Raw genomic sequence first — 16,553 nt, 5'->3', positions numbered from 1 at the left:
CTAGCCCGAGTTCCGCAGCGCGGTGGCGAGGCCGTTCATGGTGAGCTGGATCCCGCGCCGCACGATCGGGGTGTCCTCCCCCGCGCGGAAGCGCCGCAGCAGCTCGACCTGCAGCAGGTTGAGCGGCTCGAGATACGGGAAGCGGTTGTAGACCGACCGCTTCAGCGCGGCGTTGTCGTGGAGCAGGTCGTCGGTGCCGGTGATCTTCGCGCACATCGCGATCGTCCGCTCGTGTTCGTCGACGATCATGCCGAACACCCGCTCGCGCAGCTCCTCGTCGGGCACCAGCTGCGCGTACCGGTGGGCCAGGCCCATGTCCGACTTCGCCAGTACCTGAGCCATGTTCGACATCACGGTGCGGAAGAACGGCCACTTGGCGTAGTACCGCCGCAACGTCTCCAGCCGCTCCGGATCGTCCCCGACCCATTCCTCGAACGCCGAGCCCGTGCCGTACCAGCCGGGCAGCATCACGCGCGACTGCGTCCACGAGAGCACCCACGGGATCGCCCGCAGATCGGAGATCTTCTCGGTCTGCTTGCGCGACGCCGGCCGGCTGCCGATGTTGAGGGCACCGATCTCCGACAGGGGCGTCGAGGTGGTGAAGTACTCGACGAATCCCGGTGTCTCGTGAACCAGCCGGCTGTATGCGGCTCGCGCTTTCGCCGCGATGTCGTCCATGATTTCGTAGGCCGAGTCGGATTCGTCGCCGAGGCCTTCGGTGTCCAGGAGTGAGGACTCGATGGTCGCGGCGAGCAGCGTCTCCAGGTTGCGCCGCGCCGTGACCGGTTCGGCGTACTTCGCGGCGATGATCTCGCCCTGCTCGGTGATGCGCAGCGAGCCCTGAACCGCGCCGGGCGGCTGGGCCAGGATGGCGTCGTAACTGGGACCACCGCCGCGCCCGACGGTCCCGCCGCGCCCATGGAACAGACGCAACCTGATGCCCGACCGCGACGCCACGTCGACCAGATCGAGCTCGGCGCGGTAGAGCGCCCAGTTCGCGGCCATGTAGCCGCCGTCCTTGTTCGAGTCCGAGTAGCCGAGCATGATCTCCTGAATCCCGTTCTGGGACTCGACCATCGCCCGATAGAACGGGACGTCGAGAACGGCGAGGAGGGTCGCTGCGCCCTGCTGGAGATCCTCGATCGTCTCGAACAGCGGAACCACGCGGACCGTACAGCGTGGAGAACCGTCATTCGCGTCGTAGAGGCCTGCCTCCTTGAGCAGGATCAGCGCCTCGAGCATGTCACTGACCGACGTGCACATGCTGATCACATAGTTGGGCACGGCCGCGGGACCGAAGGTCGCGACCGCCCTGGCGGCGGCCCGGACGATTCCGAGTTCCTTGGTGGCCAGCTCGCTCAGCTCGGCGTCGGGACTGGTCAACGGTCGACGCGCACGCAGTTCCGCGGAGAGGATCTCGACGCGCTCGGACTCGTCGAGCGACGCATAGTCCGGATGCACACCCGCCCACGCGAGCAGCTCGGCGACCACTTCCTCGTGCATGTCGGAGTTCTGCCGCATGTCCAGTCCGGACAGGTGGAACCCGAAGGTGCGCACGGCTTCTCGCAGGGCGAGCAACCGGTCGTCGGCGATCGTGTCGTCGTTGTTCGCGCGCAGCGCGCCGTCGATCACATCGAGGTCGGCGAGGAGTTCGGCGGCGTCGCCGTACGGCTGTTTCCCGTCGATGAGGAAGAGGTCGCTCGAGGTGAGGAAGTCGTCGTCGAACATCTCCCGGGCGGTCGCCACCAGACGGGACCGGATGGCGCGCAGGGCGAGCCGGAAGGGTTCGTCGGCCCCCGGGTCGTCGGCGTCGGCCCCGGCGAGGTCGAACAGGGTGTCGCTGGCGTCGATGAGCCGGGCCGACATGCTGAGTTCCTGTGCGAGACTCTCGAGTTCGGCCAGGTGATGTCCGACTGCGGTCTGCGCGGCGAGCGTGGTGGCTAGGGTCACCACCTCGGAGTTCACGAACGGATTGCCGTCGCGGTCGCCGCCGATCCAGGACCCCATCCGGATCATCGGTTCGTCGGCGAGTCCGGCGTCGGGGTACGCCGAGCGCAGCGCGGTGCGTACCGCGGTGTTGATGGCGGGCACGACCTCGAAGAACGAGGCGTCGTAATAGCGGAGCCCGGAACGGATCTCGTCCTGGATCGTGAGACGTTCGAGCCGGATGAGGGCGGTCTGCCAGAGCGTCAGGATCTGCCGCCGGATCGACTCGGTGACCGCCGCGTCCTCGTCCGGCATCAGCTCGGTCCGGCCGCGGAACCGCATCAGCTCGGTGATGCGGTTCTGGGCCTCGAAGACGGTGCGTCGGCGGGTCTCGGTGGGGTGAGCGGTGATGACCGGCACCACGGCGGCATCGGCCAGCGCCCGGCCGACCTCGTCGTCGCCGAGTCCCGCCTCGGCGAGCTTGCGGTAGGTGGCGGCGAGGCTGCTGTCCTGGGGCGGGTCTCCGGCCCGGACGTGGATGGCGCGGCGCCGCTCACGGTGGATGTCCTCGGCCAGGTTCGCCAGCAGGGCGAAGTGGCTGAACGCGCGGATGACCGGGACCGCGGTGGAGATGTCCAGATCGACGAACATGTCGGCGAGCTCGGTGCGGTCGATCTCGTTGCGGCGCACCCGGAATGCGGCCACGCGGGCGGCTTCGACGAGATCGAAGACGTCGCTGCCGGAGTGCTCGCGGACGACGTCACCCAGGATCCCGCCGAGAAGGCGGATGTCCTCCCGTAGGGGTTCGGTGAGTGCTCGGCCCTCGTCGTCGACGACGATGTGGTCGACGATGGAGATCGATGGGCGCCAGTCCGGGACTCCCCGCGCGGGAACGGTTTCACTCATGCCGTCAAGTATCCCGGCAACTCACGGGCGCGGCATCCCGAGGCGCGTACGGTGGCTAGCCGGACAGTTTGATGTCGACGCCCACGCCGACGATGAAGATCACCCAGATGAGCCCGACGAAGATCGTCAACCGGTCCAGGTTGCGTTCGACGACGCTCGAGCCCGAGAGGCTGGACTGGACACCGCCGCCGAACAGCGACGACAGACCGCCACCCTTGCCGCGGTGCAGCAGGATGAGCACGATCAGCAACACGCTGGTCACGATCAATCCGATGTCGAGTGCACCTTGCACAGTCACGAGTCGCAACGCCCTTCCGTAAAGCCCCTACATACAGCTGTGGCAGGTCAACCCCCGAAAAGAGGCCAACCTGCCACAGTGTACGCGTGGGTGCGACCCGTCAGGGCAAGGGGCCACCCGCGGCGATCGCCGACAGCGTCGCGAACTCGTCGGACTTCAGCGATGCGCCGCCGACCAGGGCGCCGTCGACGTCGGGACGTCCGACGATGTCGCCGACGTTCTTGGCGTTGACCGATCCGCCGTAGAGGATCCGCACCGATGCCGCGGTCTCGGCGTCGGCGATCTCGACCAGCGCCTCACGGATCGCCTTGCACACCTCCTGGGCGTCGTCCGCACTCGCCACCCGGCCGGTGCCGATCGCCCAGACCGGCTCGTACGCGATGACGGTCTGAGCGATCTCGGCCGCGGACAGACCGGCGAGCGATCCCTTGAGCTGCGCCACGTTGTAGGCCACGTGGTCGCCGGCCTCGCGGACGTCGAGCCCCTCACCGATGCACACGATCGGGGTGAGTTCGTGCTTGAGCGCGGCCTTGGTCTTGGCCAGCACGACCTCATCGGTCTCGTTGTGCAGGGTGCGCCGCTCGGAGTGCCCGACCACCACGAAGGTGCAGCCGAGCTTCGCGAGGAACGCACCGCTGATCTCGCCGGTGTAGGCGCCCGAGTCGTGCGCCGACAGGTCTTGCGCACCGTAGGTGAGCAGGAGCTTGTCGCCGTCGACGACCGTCTGCACGCTGCGGATGTCGGTGAACGGCGGGATGACCGTCACGTCGACCTTGTCGAAGTACTTCGCCGGGAGGGCGAAGGCGATCTTCTGAACCAGCGCGATGGCCTCGAGATGGTTCAGATTCATCTTCCAGTTGCCCGCGATGAGCGGTTTACGAGTCGCCATGGATCAGCTCTCCAGAACCTTCAGTCCGGGGAGTTCCTTGCCCTCGAGGTACTCCAGCGATGCGCCACCTCCGGTGGAGATGTGCGAGAAATCGGAGTCGGGCAGACCCAGAGTGCGGACCGCGGCCGCCGAGTCGCCGCCACCGACCACGGTGAACGCACCGTTGCCCGTCGCACCGGCGATCGCCTCGGCGACACCGCGGGTGCCCGCCGAGAACTTCTCGAACTCGAACACACCCGACGGGCCGTTCCAGAAGATGGTCTTGGCGCCGGAGAGGACCGCGGCAAACCGCTTCACCGATTCCGGCCCGATGTCCAGACCCATCCAGCCGTCGGGAATGGCGTCCGAGGCCACCGTGTCCGATTCGGCGTCGGCGGCGAACTTGTCGGCCACCACGACGTCGACCGGCAGGTGGATGACGTCACCGAACCGCTCGAGCAGGCTCTTGCAGACGTCGATCTGATCTTCCTGCAGCAGCGAGGACCCCACCGAATGCCCTTGTGCGGCAAGGAAGGTGAACGCCATACCGCCGCCGATGACCAGCGTGTCGACCTTGGGGGCCAACGCCTCGATGACACCGAGCTTGTCCGACACCTTCGATCCGCCGAGGACGACGGCGTAGGGTCGCGTCACCTCTTCGGTGAGCTTGGACAGCACGTCGACCTCGGCCGCCACCAGCTCGCCCGCGTAGTGCGGGAGCAGCTTGGCGACGTCGTAGACCGAGGCCTGCTTGCGATGCACCACTCCGAAGCCGTCGGAGACGAACGCGCCGTCGTCGCCGACGAGCTCGACCAGCGCCTTGGCGAGCGCCTCGCGCTCGGCGTCGTCCTTGGCGGTCTCCCGCGGATCGAAGCGGATGTTCTCCAGCAGCAGGACGTCGCCGTCGGTGAGTCCTTCCGCGCGGGCCAGCGCGTCGGTGCCGACAACGTCACCGGCGAGCTGCACGTTGCGGCCGAGTTCCTCACCGAGGCGGGCGGCCACCGGTGCCAGCGAGAACTTCGGATCCGGCTCGCCCTTCGGACGACCCAGGTGCGCGGTGATGATCACCTTGGCACCGGCGTCGATGAGCGCGTTGAGCGTCGGCAGGGACGCGAGGATGCGACCCGGATCGGTGATCGTCGACCCGTCGAGCGGGACGTTGAAATCCGACCGGACCAGCACACCCCTGCCCGAAACACCTTCGTCCAGAAGGTCTTTCAGAGTGGGAACACCCATGAGGCGTTTACTCCTAAGGTCGTTGGGGGTGGGTCAGAGCGACTTGCCGACGAGACCGATGAGGTCGACGAGGCGGTTGGAGTAGCCCCACTCGTTGTCGTACCAGGACACGACCTTGGCCTGGTCGTCGATCACCTTGGTCAGGCCGGCGTCGAACAGCGAGCTGTGCGGGTCGGTGACGATGTCGGACGAGACGATCGGTGCGTCGTAGTACTTCAGGATGCCCTTGAGCGGACCGTCGGCAGCGGCCTTGAGCGCGGCGTTGATCTGCTCGGCGGTGGCGGTCTTCGACAGCTGGGCGGTGAGGTCGGTGACCGAACCGGTGGGGATCGGGACACGCAGCGCGTAGCCGTCGAGCTTGCCCTTCAGCTCCGGGAGCACCAGGCCGATGGCCTTGGCGGCACCGGTCGAGGTCGGCACGATGTTGATGGCGGCGGCGCGGGCGCGACGCAGGTCCTTGTGCGGGCCGTCCTGCAGGTTCTGGTCCTGGGTGTAGGCGTGGATCGTGGTCATGAGGCCCTTGACGATGCCGAACTCGTCGTTGAGGACCTTGGCCAGCGGGCCGAGGCAGTTGGTGGTGCACGAGGCGTTCGAGATGATGTTCTGGCTGCCGTCGTACTTGTCGTCGTTGACGCCCATCACGATGGTGATGTCCTCGTCCGAGGCGGGGGCGGAGATGATGACCTTCTTGGCGCCGGCATCGAGGTGTCCCTGAGCCTTGGCGCGGGCGGTGAAGATGCCGGTCGACTCGACGACCACGTCGACGCCCAGGTCGCCCCACGGGATGGCGGCCGGACCTTCCTTGACCTCGAGGGCCTTGATCTTCTGCTCACCGACGACGATGGTGTCGTCGCCCTCGAGGGTGACGTCGTCGGACAGGCGACCGAGGATGGAGTCGAACTTCAGCAGGTGCGCGAGGGTCGCGTTGTCGGTCAGGTCGTTGACCGCGACGATCTCGATGTCGGTGGTGCCCAAAGCTTTTTGCGCTTCGACGGCACGGAAGAAGTTGCGGCCGATCCGGCCGAATCCGTTGACGCCTACCCGAACAGTCACAGTTGTGCTCCTTAGCGGTATTCATGGTCGGGCCTGGTGGTCAAGCCCGGTCTGGCCGCGCGTGAGCGGTCAGCGAAGCACACCTGAGTGGTCACGCCTCCGCCCACGTCGCCACCAGCCTAGTAGGCGACCCTCTGCTCGGCACACCGCAGGTCCGTGTCAGGCCTCGTCGAGCAGCTCGGAGGTCACCGCGGATTCGGTGTCGGGGATGCCGTCTTGGCGGGCCTTCTTGTCGGCCATCGACAGCAGGCGGCGGATGCGCCCGGCGACGGCGTCCTTGGTCATCGGCGGGTCGGCGAGCTGACCGAGCTCCTCCAGCGACGCCTGCCGGTGGGTGATCCGGAGCTGACCGGCCGCGATCAGATGGTCGGGCACCTCGTCGCCGAGGATGTCCAGCGCGCGTTCCACGCGGGCCGCGGCGGCGACCGCCGCACGCGCCGATCGACGCAGATTGGCGTCGTCGAAGTTGGCCAGGCGGTTGGCGGTGGCGCGCACCTCGCGCCGCATCCGGCGTTCCTCCCACACGAGCCTCGTGTCGTGGGCCCCCATCCGGGTCAGCAACGCCCCGATGGCCTCGCCGTCGCGGATGACGACGCGGTCGGCTCCGCGGACCTCGCGGGCCTTCGCCGTGACACCGAGGCGTCGGGCCGCGCCGACGAGGGCGAGCGCCGCCTCCGGCCCGGGACAGCTGACCTCCAGGGCCGACGACCGGCCTGGTTCGGTGAGCGAGCCGTGCGCGAGAAATGCTCCGCGCCAGGCGGCCTCGGCGTCGGCGACACTACCGCCGACGACCTGGGCGGGCAGGCCGCGCACCGGGCGGCCGCGCAGGTCGAGCAGCCCGGTCTGTCGTGCCAGGCCTTCGCCGTCCTTGGTGATCCGCACGATGTAGCGCGCCGACTTCCGCAGCCCGCCACCGCGCAGGACGTGGACATCCGAGGCGTAGCCGTAGAGGTCGTGGATCTCGCGGCGCAACCGGCGCGCCACGTTGCCCATGTCCACCTCGGCCTCGACCACCACGCGACCCGCGACGATGTGCAGACCGCCGGCGAAACGCAGCAGCGCGGACACCTCGGCTCTCCGGCAACTCACCTGAGTCACCGACAGGCGACTGAGTTCGTCCTTCACCGCCGCCGTCATCGCCACCGGTACCTGTCCTCCTGTCAACAGACCACACGTCCCTCGAGTGAAAATCGCGGAGACATCGCCCGAATCAGGCGTCCGCTCGGTCAGAGTAACGGGTCAGTTCACCTTCGCACAGTTCGTTCACCACGGCGGCGACTTTCGCCGGGTCATGGACCTGCCGGCCCGGCACCGCGACGTCTCCGACATTCAGCTCCGCGCCGAACAATCCGGCCGCACGCACGAGGTGATCGCGCTCCCGTCCCGCGGGCACCGACGACGCGTCCACGAGGACGTGGTCGACGCGGAAGGTGTTCGCATGGGCGTGCAGCACATGGAGGTGACGCTCGACCGAGAACCCCGGGGTCTCCCCCGGCTCGGGGGCCAGATTGACCACGAGCACCTTGCGAGCGCTGCTGCGCTGCAAGGCCTTCAACTGTTCGGGCACGAGCACGTGCGGGATCACGCTCGAGAACCAGGAGCCCGGCCCCAGCATCAGCAGGTCGGCCGATTCTATTGCGGTCAGCGCCGATTCGCAGGCCGGCGGGTCGCCGGGCAACAGCCGGACGCGGCGCACCTTGCCGGGCGTGGTGGCCACCGCGACCTGTCCCCGGATCTCGCGACTGATGCGTGGATCGGCCTCGAGTCCCGACACGTCGGCCTCGATGTCGAGGGGCACGGTCGACATCGGCAGCACGTGCCCCGTGATGCCGAAGATCTCCCGCAACTCGGCGAGGGCCCCCACGGTGTCGCCGAGCACCTCGGTGAGTCCGGCGAGGAGCAGATTGCCGATCGGATGCCCGGCGAGCGCCCCACGGCCGCCGAAGCGGTGCTGGAGCACCTCGGCCCACAGTTCGTGCCGGCGGCGGGCCGCCGGGCCGTCGGCGGCCTGTGCGTCCGGCAAGCCGTCGGGCGTACTCATTAAGGCGGCGAGCGCCATTCGCAGGTCACCGGGTGGAATGAGTCCGAGTTCGGCGCGCAACCGTCCCGACGACCCCCCGTCGTCGGCGACGGTGACCACCGCGGTGATGTCGGCGCTCAGATAGCGCATCGCGGTCAGCGTCGCGTACAGGCCGTGACCGCCGCCGAGCGCGACGATCCGGGGCTCCCGGGAACTCATTCGCGCCCCAGATCACGATGCATGACCCGGACGTCATAGGACGCGTGGCCGGCGTCGTCGACGGCGCGGCGCAACCGAGCCGACAGTTCCTCGGCGATGGCGACACTGCGGTGCTTGCCGCCGGTGCAGCCGACGCTGATGGTCATGTAGCGCTTGCCTTCCCGCAGGTAACCGCGGCCGACGATCGAGACCAGGCCGGTGTAGAGGTCGAGGAATCCGTCGGCGTCCGGCTGGCCGAGGACATAGTCGCGGACCGGCGCCTCCCGGCCGTTGTGATCGCGCAGTTCGTCGATCCAGTGCGGATTGGGCAGGAAGCGGACGTCGGCGACGAGATCGGAATCGATGGGCAGACCGTACTTGAAGCCGAACGACTGCACCGCGATCGACAGCCGCGGTTCGGTGTCGCCCGGCGCGACGCCCTCGACGATCGCGCGTAGTTTGGCCGCGGTCAGCGCCGACGTCTCCACCACCAGATCGGCCACGTTCTTGATCGGGGCGAGGATCGCCCGTTCGCGGGCGATCCCCTCGACGAGGGTTTCCTTGCCCTGCAACGGATGTCGGCGACGAACCTGCTCGAAACGGCGAACCAGCACCTGGTCGCTGGCGTCGAGGTAGAGGAGCCGGGTCCGGATCCCGGACTCTTCGAGACGGTCCCGCAGCTGTTCGAGCTGATGGGCCAGGTTGGCGTCGGACGCGCGCAAGACCATGGCGAGCCGGGTGATCGCCGGATCGTCTTCGCGGACCATCCCGACCATCGTCGAGATCAGCGAGGGAGGCACGTTGTCGGCGACGTACCAGCCGTCGTCCTCGAGCACGTTCGCCGCGGTGGAGCGTCCCGCGCCGGACATCCCCGTCACGAACAGGACGGTGAAGTCGGTGTCGTTCGCCTCGGCGATCGCCGCGCTCTGCACTTCGGTGTGGTCACTCATCGGCACCTCGTCCCGCGTCACCGGTCGCCACCGTCATCTCCTTCTCGGCCCGCTCCGGGATCGGGGCCGGGTTCGGGGTCTGGTCGGGCGCCGCCACCTCGCCGGAGAGCGCGGTCTGGACCGCACGCGCCGTGGTGAGGCCGATCCCGGGCACCTGGGATATCTCATCCAACGATGCCTCGCGCAGGCGCGCAACCGAACCGAAGTGGGTCACCAGCGCGGTGCGGCGGGTTCGGCCGAGGCCGGGGACCCCGTCGAGCACCGACTCGGTCATGCGCTTGCTGCGCTTGCTGCGGTGGAACGTGATGGCGAACCGATGGGCCTCGTCGCGCACCCGTTGCAGCAGGAACAGTGCCTGGCTGTTGCGCGGCAGGATCATCGGGTCGTCGTCGCCGGGCACCCACACCTCCTCGAGGCGTTTGGCGAGCCCGATCACCGAGACGTCGGTGATGCCGAGTTCGTCGAGGACCGCCGCGGCGGCGTGCACCTGGGGCGCACCGCCGTCGACGACGAAGAGGTTCGGCGGGTAGGCGAACTTCCGCGGTTGCGCCGTGGTGTCGGCCGCCGCGCTGATCTCGCCGGACACCGGTGGCGGCGCATCGCGGTCGGTGCGGTGGCGCAGGAACCGGCGTCGAGTGACCTCGGCGATGGACGCGACGTCGTCGGATCGGCCCTCGCCGGCGGCGTGCCGGATCGAGTAGTGCCGATAGTCGGACTTACGCGGCAGACCGTCTTCGAAGACCACGAGGGAGGCGACCACATCGGTGCCCTGCACGTGCGAGATGTCGACGCACTCGATGCGCAGCGGCGCCTGATCGAGCAGTAGCGACTCCTGCAGCTCGGTGAGCGCCGCCGATCGGGTCGTGAGATCGCCCGCGCGTCGGAGTTTGTGCTGCGCAAGGGCTTCGCCGGCATTGCGGGCGACGGTCTCGAACAGCGCCTTCTTGTCGCCGCGCTGCGGCACCCGCAACCGCACCCGGCTGCCGCGGAGACCGGACAGCCACTCCTCGAGCTCCTCGGCGTCGGACGGCAACTCCGGCACCAGCACCTCACGGGGGATCGACTCCCCGTGTGCCCGATCGGTCCCGACGTCGACGGTGGCGTCGAAATCGACCTGGGCGCCGTAGAACTGGGTGATGAACTCCCCCACCACATCGCCGTCGGTGCCGTTGTCGCTGCGCTCGACCACCCATCCGCGCTGGCCGCGCACCCGTCCGTCGCGGACGTGGAAGACCTGGACCGACACCTCGAGCTGATCGCCGGCGAGCGCGATCACGTCGGCGGTGGTGCCGTCGCCGAGCACGACCGCCTGCTTCTCCATGGCGCGTCGCATCGCACCGATGTCGTCACGCAACCGCGCGGCACGCTCGAAGTCGAGCTCCTCGGCCGCGACGTTCATGTCCCGTTCCATCTTGCGGATCATCAGGTCGGTGCGGCCCGCGAGGAAATCGCAGAAGTCCTCGACGATCTCCCGGTGTTCCTCGGCATCCACCCGCCCGACGCAGGGGGCGGAACACTTGTCGATGTAGCCGAGCAGACACGGGCGGTCGATCTGCCGATGCCGTTTGAACACACCGGCCGAGCAGGTCCGGGCCGGGAAGACCCGGGTCAGCAGGTCGACCGTCTCGCGGATCGCCCACGCATGCGCGTACGGACCGAAGTAGCGCACGCCGCGCCGGCGCGGACCCCGGTACACGAACAGGCGCGGGTACTCCTCGTTCAGGGTGACCGCGAGCATCGGGTAGCTCTTGTCGTCGCGGTAGCGGACGTTGAAGCGCGGGTCGAATTCCTTGATCCAGTTGTATTCGAGCTGCAGCGCCTCGACCTCGGTGCCGACCACCGTCCACTCGACGGAGGCGGCCGTCGTCACCATCTGACGGGTGCGGGGGTGCAGCGAGGCGATGTCGGCGAAGTACGACGTCAGCCTCGACCGGAGGTTCTTGGCCTTGCCCACGTAGATGACACGACGATGCTCGTCGCGGAACTTGTACACCCCGGGATCGGTCGGGATGGACCCCGGGGCGGGTCGGTAGGTAGTCGGGTCGGCCACGTGTTCCAGGCTAGTGTCCGGGCCGGACAGTCCCGCGGTAGCGCTCCTCGAGCTCGCGGAATCGACCCATCGCGTCGATGGCGCGCTGACCGTCACCGGCCTGAACGGCCAGGACGGTGATGTGTTCGTCGGCCGGGAAGAGCAGCCACGCCCCGAAACCCTGCTCCGGGTAGGTGAGGCCGAGAACACGGTCCCATTCGAAGAGCCGCGCCGACACCAGGTTGCGCACCTCGACGCCGGCGGCTCCGACGCGCAGTCGCGGGCGGGTGAACAGCAGGATGGCTGCCGAGATGAGCACGCCGATGAGGATGATCGCAATCTGGTCGGAACCGCCGAGATTGCGGACTCCGACGTCGTCGATCGTGAGCAGCAGACCGAACGTGATGTGGATGGCCATCACCACGACGGCGGCGGCGATGGCCCACCGCGGTAGGTTGCGGGGCCGGTAGACCAGGTCCCAGCCGGTGGAGTCGGTCGGCGGGGTGTCCGCGGGACTCACGCCGATGCTCCTCCGACCGCCACCGGGAGGGTTTCGCCACGCGCGAGCGCGCGCAGGGTCAGCGCCGACGCCAGCGCGGCGACCGTCGCCTGTGCGCCCTTGTCCTCCGTCGAGCCCGGGAGTCCGGCCCGCGCGATCGCCTGGTCCTCGGTGAGCACGGTCAGGACTCCGTTGCCGACCGGGGTCGACTCGTCGAGCGACACCCGTGTCAGGCCGGCGGTCACCGCGTCACACACATACTCGAAATGCGGTGTCTCACCCTTGATCACGACGCCCAGCGCGACGACCGCGTCGTGCGTCCGCGCCAGTGCCTGCACGATGACGGGCAGCTCGATGGCGCCGGCCACCTGCACGATGGTCGGGTCGACGACGCCGTTGTCGCGCGCGGCCCGGATGGCGCCGTCGAGGAGCGCGCCGCAGACGACCTCGTGCCACTGCGACGAGACGATCGCCAGGCGCAGCGAACCGGCGTCGGCGAGTTCGAGGGTCGGCTCTCCGTGGCCGCTCATGCAGGTGCTCCTTCGGACGCGCCGTCGGTGGGCTGGACGTGATCGTCGAGCCCGATCAGATCGTGGCCCATCCGGTCGCGCTTGGTACGCAGGTACCGCAGGTTCTCGGCGTTGGCGCGCACCGGCATCGGGACCCGGTCGACGATGTGCAGACCGTATCCGTCGAGCCCCACGCGCTTGGCGGGGTTGTTGGTCAGCAGACGCATCGACCGTACGCCGAGGTCGACGAGGATCTGGGCACCGAGTCCGTAGTCCCGCGAATCGGCGGGCAGGCCCAGTTCCAGGTTGGCGTCGACGGTGTCGGACCCCGCGTCCTGCAGCTGGTAGGCCTGCAGTTTGTGCAACAGCCCGATCCCGCGACCCTCGTGCCCGCGCATGTACAGGATGATCCCGCGGCCCTCGTCGGCCACCATCTCCATCGCGGCGTCCAACTGCGGGCCGCAGTCGCAGCGCAGCGACCCGAAGACGTCGCCCGTCAGGCACTCCGAGTGCACCCGGACGAGGACGTCGTGGCCCTCGCCGTCCTCGCCGGTGACGTCTCCCTTGACGAGCGCGACGTGTTCGACGTCGTCGTAGACGCTGGAGTAGCCGACGGCACGGAAGTCGCCGTGCCGGGTGGGGATCCGGGCGTCGGCGACGCGGACCACGTGCTTCTCGTGACGGCGTCGCCACGCGATGAGGTCGGCGATCGAGATCAGTGCGAGATCGTGCTCGTCGGCGAACACACGCAACTCGTCGGTCTGCGCCATCGAGCCGACGTCCTTCTGGCTGACGATCTCGCAGATCACGCCGGCCGGGGCGAGGTCGGCCAGGCGGGCGAGGTCGACCGCGGCCTCGGTGTGCCCGGGACGACGCAGCACGCCGCCCTCCTTGGCTCGCAGCGGGACGACGTGGCCGGGTCGGGTGAAGTCGGCCGCCGCGGCGTCGGGGTCGGCCAGCAGACGCATGGTGGTGGCGCGGTCGGCGGCGCTGATACCGGTACCGATGCCCTCCCGGGCATCGACGGTCACGGTGTAGGCGGTGCCGTGCTTGTCCTGGTTCATCGAGTACATCGGCGGCAGGCCGAGCCGGTCGCAGGCGTCGCCGTCGAGCGGGACACACAGGTAGCCGGAGGTGTAGCGCACCATGAACGCCACCAGTTCGGGGGTCGCCTTCTCCGCCGCGAAGATCAGGTCGCCCTCGTTCTCACGATCCTCGTCGTCGACCACGACGACCGCCTTGCCGGCGGCGATGTCGGCGATGGCGCGCTCGATCGTGTCGAAGGCGACGGCGCCGCCACCCTCGGTTGCCGTCGCGTCGTTCCCCTCGCGCGGTGACTCGCTCATCAGAACCTCACTCGTTGTGCTCATTTCGCCCCCGCTACATCAGGAGTACCAGTCGTGTCCGAACCCAGGTGAAGGCGCTCGACGTATTTGGCGATGACGTCGACTTCGAGGTTGACCACGGTGCCGGGTCGGGCGGCGCCGAGGTTGGTCTCGTTGAGGGTCGTCGGGATCAGGGAGATCTCGAACCAGGAGTCGTCGCCGGACCCGCCGACCGCGGACACGGTGAGGGACACCCCGTCCACGGTGATAGAACCCTTCTCGACGAGATACCGGGTGAGCGCCGCGGGCACGGCGATCCGTACGACCGTCCAGTTCTCCGACGGGTTGACCGCGGCGATCGTGCCGGTGCCGTCGACGTGCCCCTGCACGATGTGGCCGCCGAAGCGACCGTTCGCGGGCATTGCGCGTTCGAGGTTGACGGTGCTTCCGGCGGCGAGATCCGACAGCGAACTCCGGCGCAGGGTCTCGCCCATCACGTCGACGGTGAACTCACCGGGACGGAGGTCGACGACCGTCAAACACACGCCGTTGACGGCGATGGAGTCGCCGTGACCGGCGTCGGCGGTGACCACGGGCCCGCGGACGGTGAATCGGGCGGCGTCGGAAAGATCCTCGCGGTCGGCGATGACGCCGAGTTCTTCCACGATTCCGGTGAACACGCACTCCTCCTGCTCGCTCGGAGCAGACAGGGCGGCCTCGTGTCGCCTGTTCTCTCGCATCCGGACTGTGACCGTCGGCTTCGGATTCGCACCGAATCTGCTGTCCCTGCCTGGTGGCAGGCGCTCGCGGGCTGGACGATGCGGATCCACCGCATCCTCATCACCGCCGGTGGGGATTTCCACCCCGCCCCGAGAACTGGTGACATCGACGCTAGCACGGTCGGCGATGTCAGTCGCATTGCGATTCCGGTGAGCGAAATGCATCGGGGGCATGTCGTCCCGCTCAGCTGTCGCGCGGGGTGGTCGACGGTCGCGACAGTGTGACGAGGACGTCCTCCCCGAGTCGGGTCACCGATCTCGTGCTGAACCGCTGGCCGTCGTCGAGGGTGGTCACGCCCGGGATCTCGACCGAACTGCGACCGGCACCCAGCACCAGCGGGGCGACGTAGGCGTGCACCTCGTCGACGAGGCCCGCCGCGAAGAACGCGCCGAGGATGTGTGGCCCGCCTTCGACCAGCACCCACAGCGCGTCGGGCAGCGCGGCGAGGACGTCGGCGGGGTCGTGGGAGTCGATGCGGACCAGCGGTCCGCCGGCCGGATCCCGGAGCCGGGCGTCGGCCGGGATGTCGCGGTGACCGAGGACCACGCGTGCGGGCTGGTGCGGGTGCAGTGCGCCGGCGGCGGTGCGCGCGGTGAGCGTGGGGTTGTCGGCCAGCGCAGTACCGGTACCGATGACGATGGCGTCGATCCGGGCGCGCTGTGTGTGCGCGTGCTCGCGGGCCTCCGGGCCGGTGATCCACTGACTGGTGCCGTCGGGCGCCGCAATCCGGCCGTCAATGCCAGACGCGATCTTGGCGGTGACGTGCGGACGACCGAGACGCTGGCGGGTCAGCCATGGCCGTAGCGGCCCGTCCTCGACAGCGCCGGCCGCGACTCCCCCGGTCACCCGGACCCCCGCAGCCCGCAGCGTCTCGGCACCACCGGCGGCGACCGGGTTCGGGTCACTCACCGCGTACTGGACTTCGGCGATCCCGGCCTCGATGAGTGCCTGGGCGCACGGGCCGGTCCGGCCGATGTGGTTGCACGGTTCGAGGGTGACGATCGCGGTGCCGCCTCGCGCGGCCCGGCCTGCGGCTCGGAGCGCCATGACCTCGGCGTGCGGCCCGCCGGGTGGTTGCGTCGCCCCGACGCCGGCGACGGTGCCGTCGGCCGCGAGGATGACCGCGCCGACGGGCGGGTTGGGCGAACTGATTCCCATCGCCTCCCGGGACGCGCCGATGGCGCGTTCCATGGCGGCGGCGATGTCCATCGGGGTCAGGCCTGGATCTGCGCCCGTGCGGCGGCGGCCGACTCGCGGAGTGCGGCGACGGCCTGTCCGGGATCGTCCGCGCCGTAGACGGCCGAACCGGCGACGAAGCAGTCGATGCCGGCCTCGGCGGCCTCCTCGATGGTGTCGGCGTTGATGCCGCCGTCGATCTCGACGAGGAGCCGCAGGTCTTCGGCGTCGATGAACTTCCGGATGGCGCGGGCCTTCTCGAGGACCTCGGGGATGAACTTCTGACCGCCGAAGCCCGGTTCGACGCTCATGATCAGCAAGGTGTCGAAGTCGCGCAGGATCTCCAGGTACGGCTCGAGCGCCGTACCGGGCTTGATCGACAGGCCCGCCTTGGCCCCGGCGGCGCGGATGTCACGGGCGACGCCGATCGGGTTCTCGGTGGCCTCGGCATGGAAGGTGACGTTGTGTGCTCCGGCCTCGGCGTATGGCGGTGCCCACCGCTCCGGGTTCTCGATCATCAGATGGCAGTCGAGCGGGATGTCGGTGGCCTTCAACAGGCTCTCGACGATCGGGAGTCCGAGGGTCAGGTTCGGCACGAAGTGTGCGTCCATCACGTCGACGTGCAGCCAGTCGGCGCGGGTCTCCCCCGGCTGCGCCACCGCAGCGGCCTCGGCCGCGAGATTCGCGAAGTCCGCGGACAGGATGGACGGGGCGATCATGGGCGCGGTACCGGCGGTGCACATGGTCGACAAGTGTAGGGCGCGGGTTCCACTACGGACG

Annotated in this window: 15 protein-coding genes and 1 riboswitch; all 15 genes read right to left on the bottom strand. The window is 68.9% G+C overall.

Annotated elements, in window-relative coordinates; all coding sequences use genetic code 11:
* The gene (gene ppc / locus GR168_RS11245; protein WP_065632153.1) at positions 1-2,832 is read right to left on the bottom strand and encodes a phosphoenolpyruvate carboxylase; all 2,832 of its coding nucleotides are present in this window, start codon (positions 2,830-2,832) and stop codon (positions 1-3) included.
* A 55-nt stretch (positions 2,833-2,887) separates the two neighbouring features.
* Positions 2,888-3,124 (bottom strand): preprotein translocase subunit SecG, encoded by a 237-nt coding sequence (secG, locus tag GR168_RS11240; protein WP_010841002.1) that lies wholly within the window; start codon positions 3,122-3,124, stop codon positions 2,888-2,890.
* A gap of 106 nt (positions 3,125-3,230) precedes the next feature.
* Positions 3,231-4,019, bottom strand: coding sequence for a triose-phosphate isomerase (gene tpiA / locus GR168_RS11235; RefSeq protein ID WP_065632152.1), 789 nt, complete (start codon positions 4,017-4,019; stop codon positions 3,231-3,233).
* Between the two features lie 3 nt (positions 4,020-4,022).
* Entirely contained in the window at positions 4,023-5,234 is a 1,212-nt protein-coding gene (locus tag GR168_RS11230; protein WP_058250366.1) for a phosphoglycerate kinase, read from the bottom strand.
* 33 nt (positions 5,235-5,267) lie between these two features.
* On the bottom strand, positions 5,268-6,287 hold the full coding sequence (gap, locus tag GR168_RS11225) for a type I glyceraldehyde-3-phosphate dehydrogenase (RefSeq protein WP_058250365.1): 1,020 nt from the start codon (positions 6,285-6,287) through the stop codon (positions 5,268-5,270).
* Between the two features lie 159 nt (positions 6,288-6,446).
* Positions 6,447-7,424 (bottom strand): DNA-binding protein WhiA, encoded by a 978-nt coding sequence (whiA, locus tag GR168_RS11220; RefSeq protein WP_174316851.1) that lies wholly within the window; start codon positions 7,422-7,424, stop codon positions 6,447-6,449.
* Positions 7,425-7,497: 73 nt separating this feature from the next.
* A complete protein-coding gene (yvcK, locus tag GR168_RS11215; protein WP_058250364.1) occupies positions 7,498-8,526 on the bottom strand; it encodes a uridine diphosphate-N-acetylglucosamine-binding protein YvcK in 1,029 nt (342 codons plus the stop codon).
* Positions 8,523-9,455 (bottom strand): RNase adapter RapZ, encoded by a 933-nt coding sequence (rapZ, locus tag GR168_RS11210; RefSeq protein ID WP_065632222.1) that lies wholly within the window; start codon positions 9,453-9,455, stop codon positions 8,523-8,525. Before rapZ ends, yvcK begins: the two co-directional genes overlap by 4 nt.
* Positions 9,448-11,505 carry an excinuclease ABC subunit UvrC gene (uvrC, locus tag GR168_RS11205; protein WP_065632150.1) on the bottom strand — a complete coding sequence of 686 codons (2,058 nt, stop codon included), beginning with the start codon at positions 11,503-11,505 and terminating at the stop codon, positions 9,448-9,450. The genes rapZ and uvrC overlap by 8 nt, the downstream gene beginning before the upstream one ends.
* Positions 11,506-11,515: 10 nt before the next feature.
* The gene (locus GR168_RS11200) at positions 11,516-12,004 is read right to left on the bottom strand and encodes a PH domain-containing protein (protein ID WP_058250362.1); all 489 of its coding nucleotides are present in this window, start codon (positions 12,002-12,004) and stop codon (positions 11,516-11,518) included.
* Positions 12,001-12,513, bottom strand: coding sequence for a 6,7-dimethyl-8-ribityllumazine synthase (gene ribH / locus GR168_RS11195; protein WP_058250361.1), 513 nt, complete (start codon positions 12,511-12,513; stop codon positions 12,001-12,003). Before ribH ends, GR168_RS11200 begins: the two co-directional genes overlap by 4 nt.
* On the bottom strand, positions 12,510-13,838 hold the full coding sequence (locus tag GR168_RS11190; protein ID WP_058250565.1) for a bifunctional 3,4-dihydroxy-2-butanone-4-phosphate synthase/GTP cyclohydrolase II: 1,329 nt from the start codon (positions 13,836-13,838) through the stop codon (positions 12,510-12,512). Before GR168_RS11190 ends, ribH begins: the two co-directional genes overlap by 4 nt.
* Before the next feature lie 20 nt (positions 13,839-13,858).
* On the bottom strand, positions 13,859-14,497 hold the full coding sequence (locus GR168_RS11185) for a riboflavin synthase (protein ID WP_058250564.1): 639 nt from the start codon (positions 14,495-14,497) through the stop codon (positions 13,859-13,861).
* 44 nt (positions 14,498-14,541) lie between these two features.
* Positions 14,542-14,698: riboswitch (FMN riboswitch) on the bottom strand.
* Between the two features lie 82 nt (positions 14,699-14,780).
* Positions 14,781-15,806 (bottom strand): bifunctional diaminohydroxyphosphoribosylaminopyrimidine deaminase/5-amino-6-(5-phosphoribosylamino)uracil reductase RibD, encoded by a 1,026-nt coding sequence (ribD, locus tag GR168_RS11180; RefSeq protein ID WP_159370741.1) that lies wholly within the window; start codon positions 15,804-15,806, stop codon positions 14,781-14,783.
* 5 nt (positions 15,807-15,811) lie between these two features.
* Positions 15,812-16,516 (bottom strand): ribulose-phosphate 3-epimerase, encoded by a 705-nt coding sequence (gene rpe, locus GR168_RS11175; RefSeq protein WP_068971586.1) that lies wholly within the window; start codon positions 16,514-16,516, stop codon positions 15,812-15,814.
* Between the last annotated feature and the right edge of the window lie 37 nt (positions 16,517-16,553).

The organism is Gordonia sp. JH63 (genome assembly GCF_009856645.1).
GTDB classification, from domain to species: domain Bacteria; phylum Actinomycetota; class Actinomycetes; order Mycobacteriales; family Mycobacteriaceae; genus Gordonia; species Gordonia hongkongensis.
Note: the sequence above shows the minus strand (reverse complement) of the source record. Positions and strands in the feature narration are given on the sequence as shown.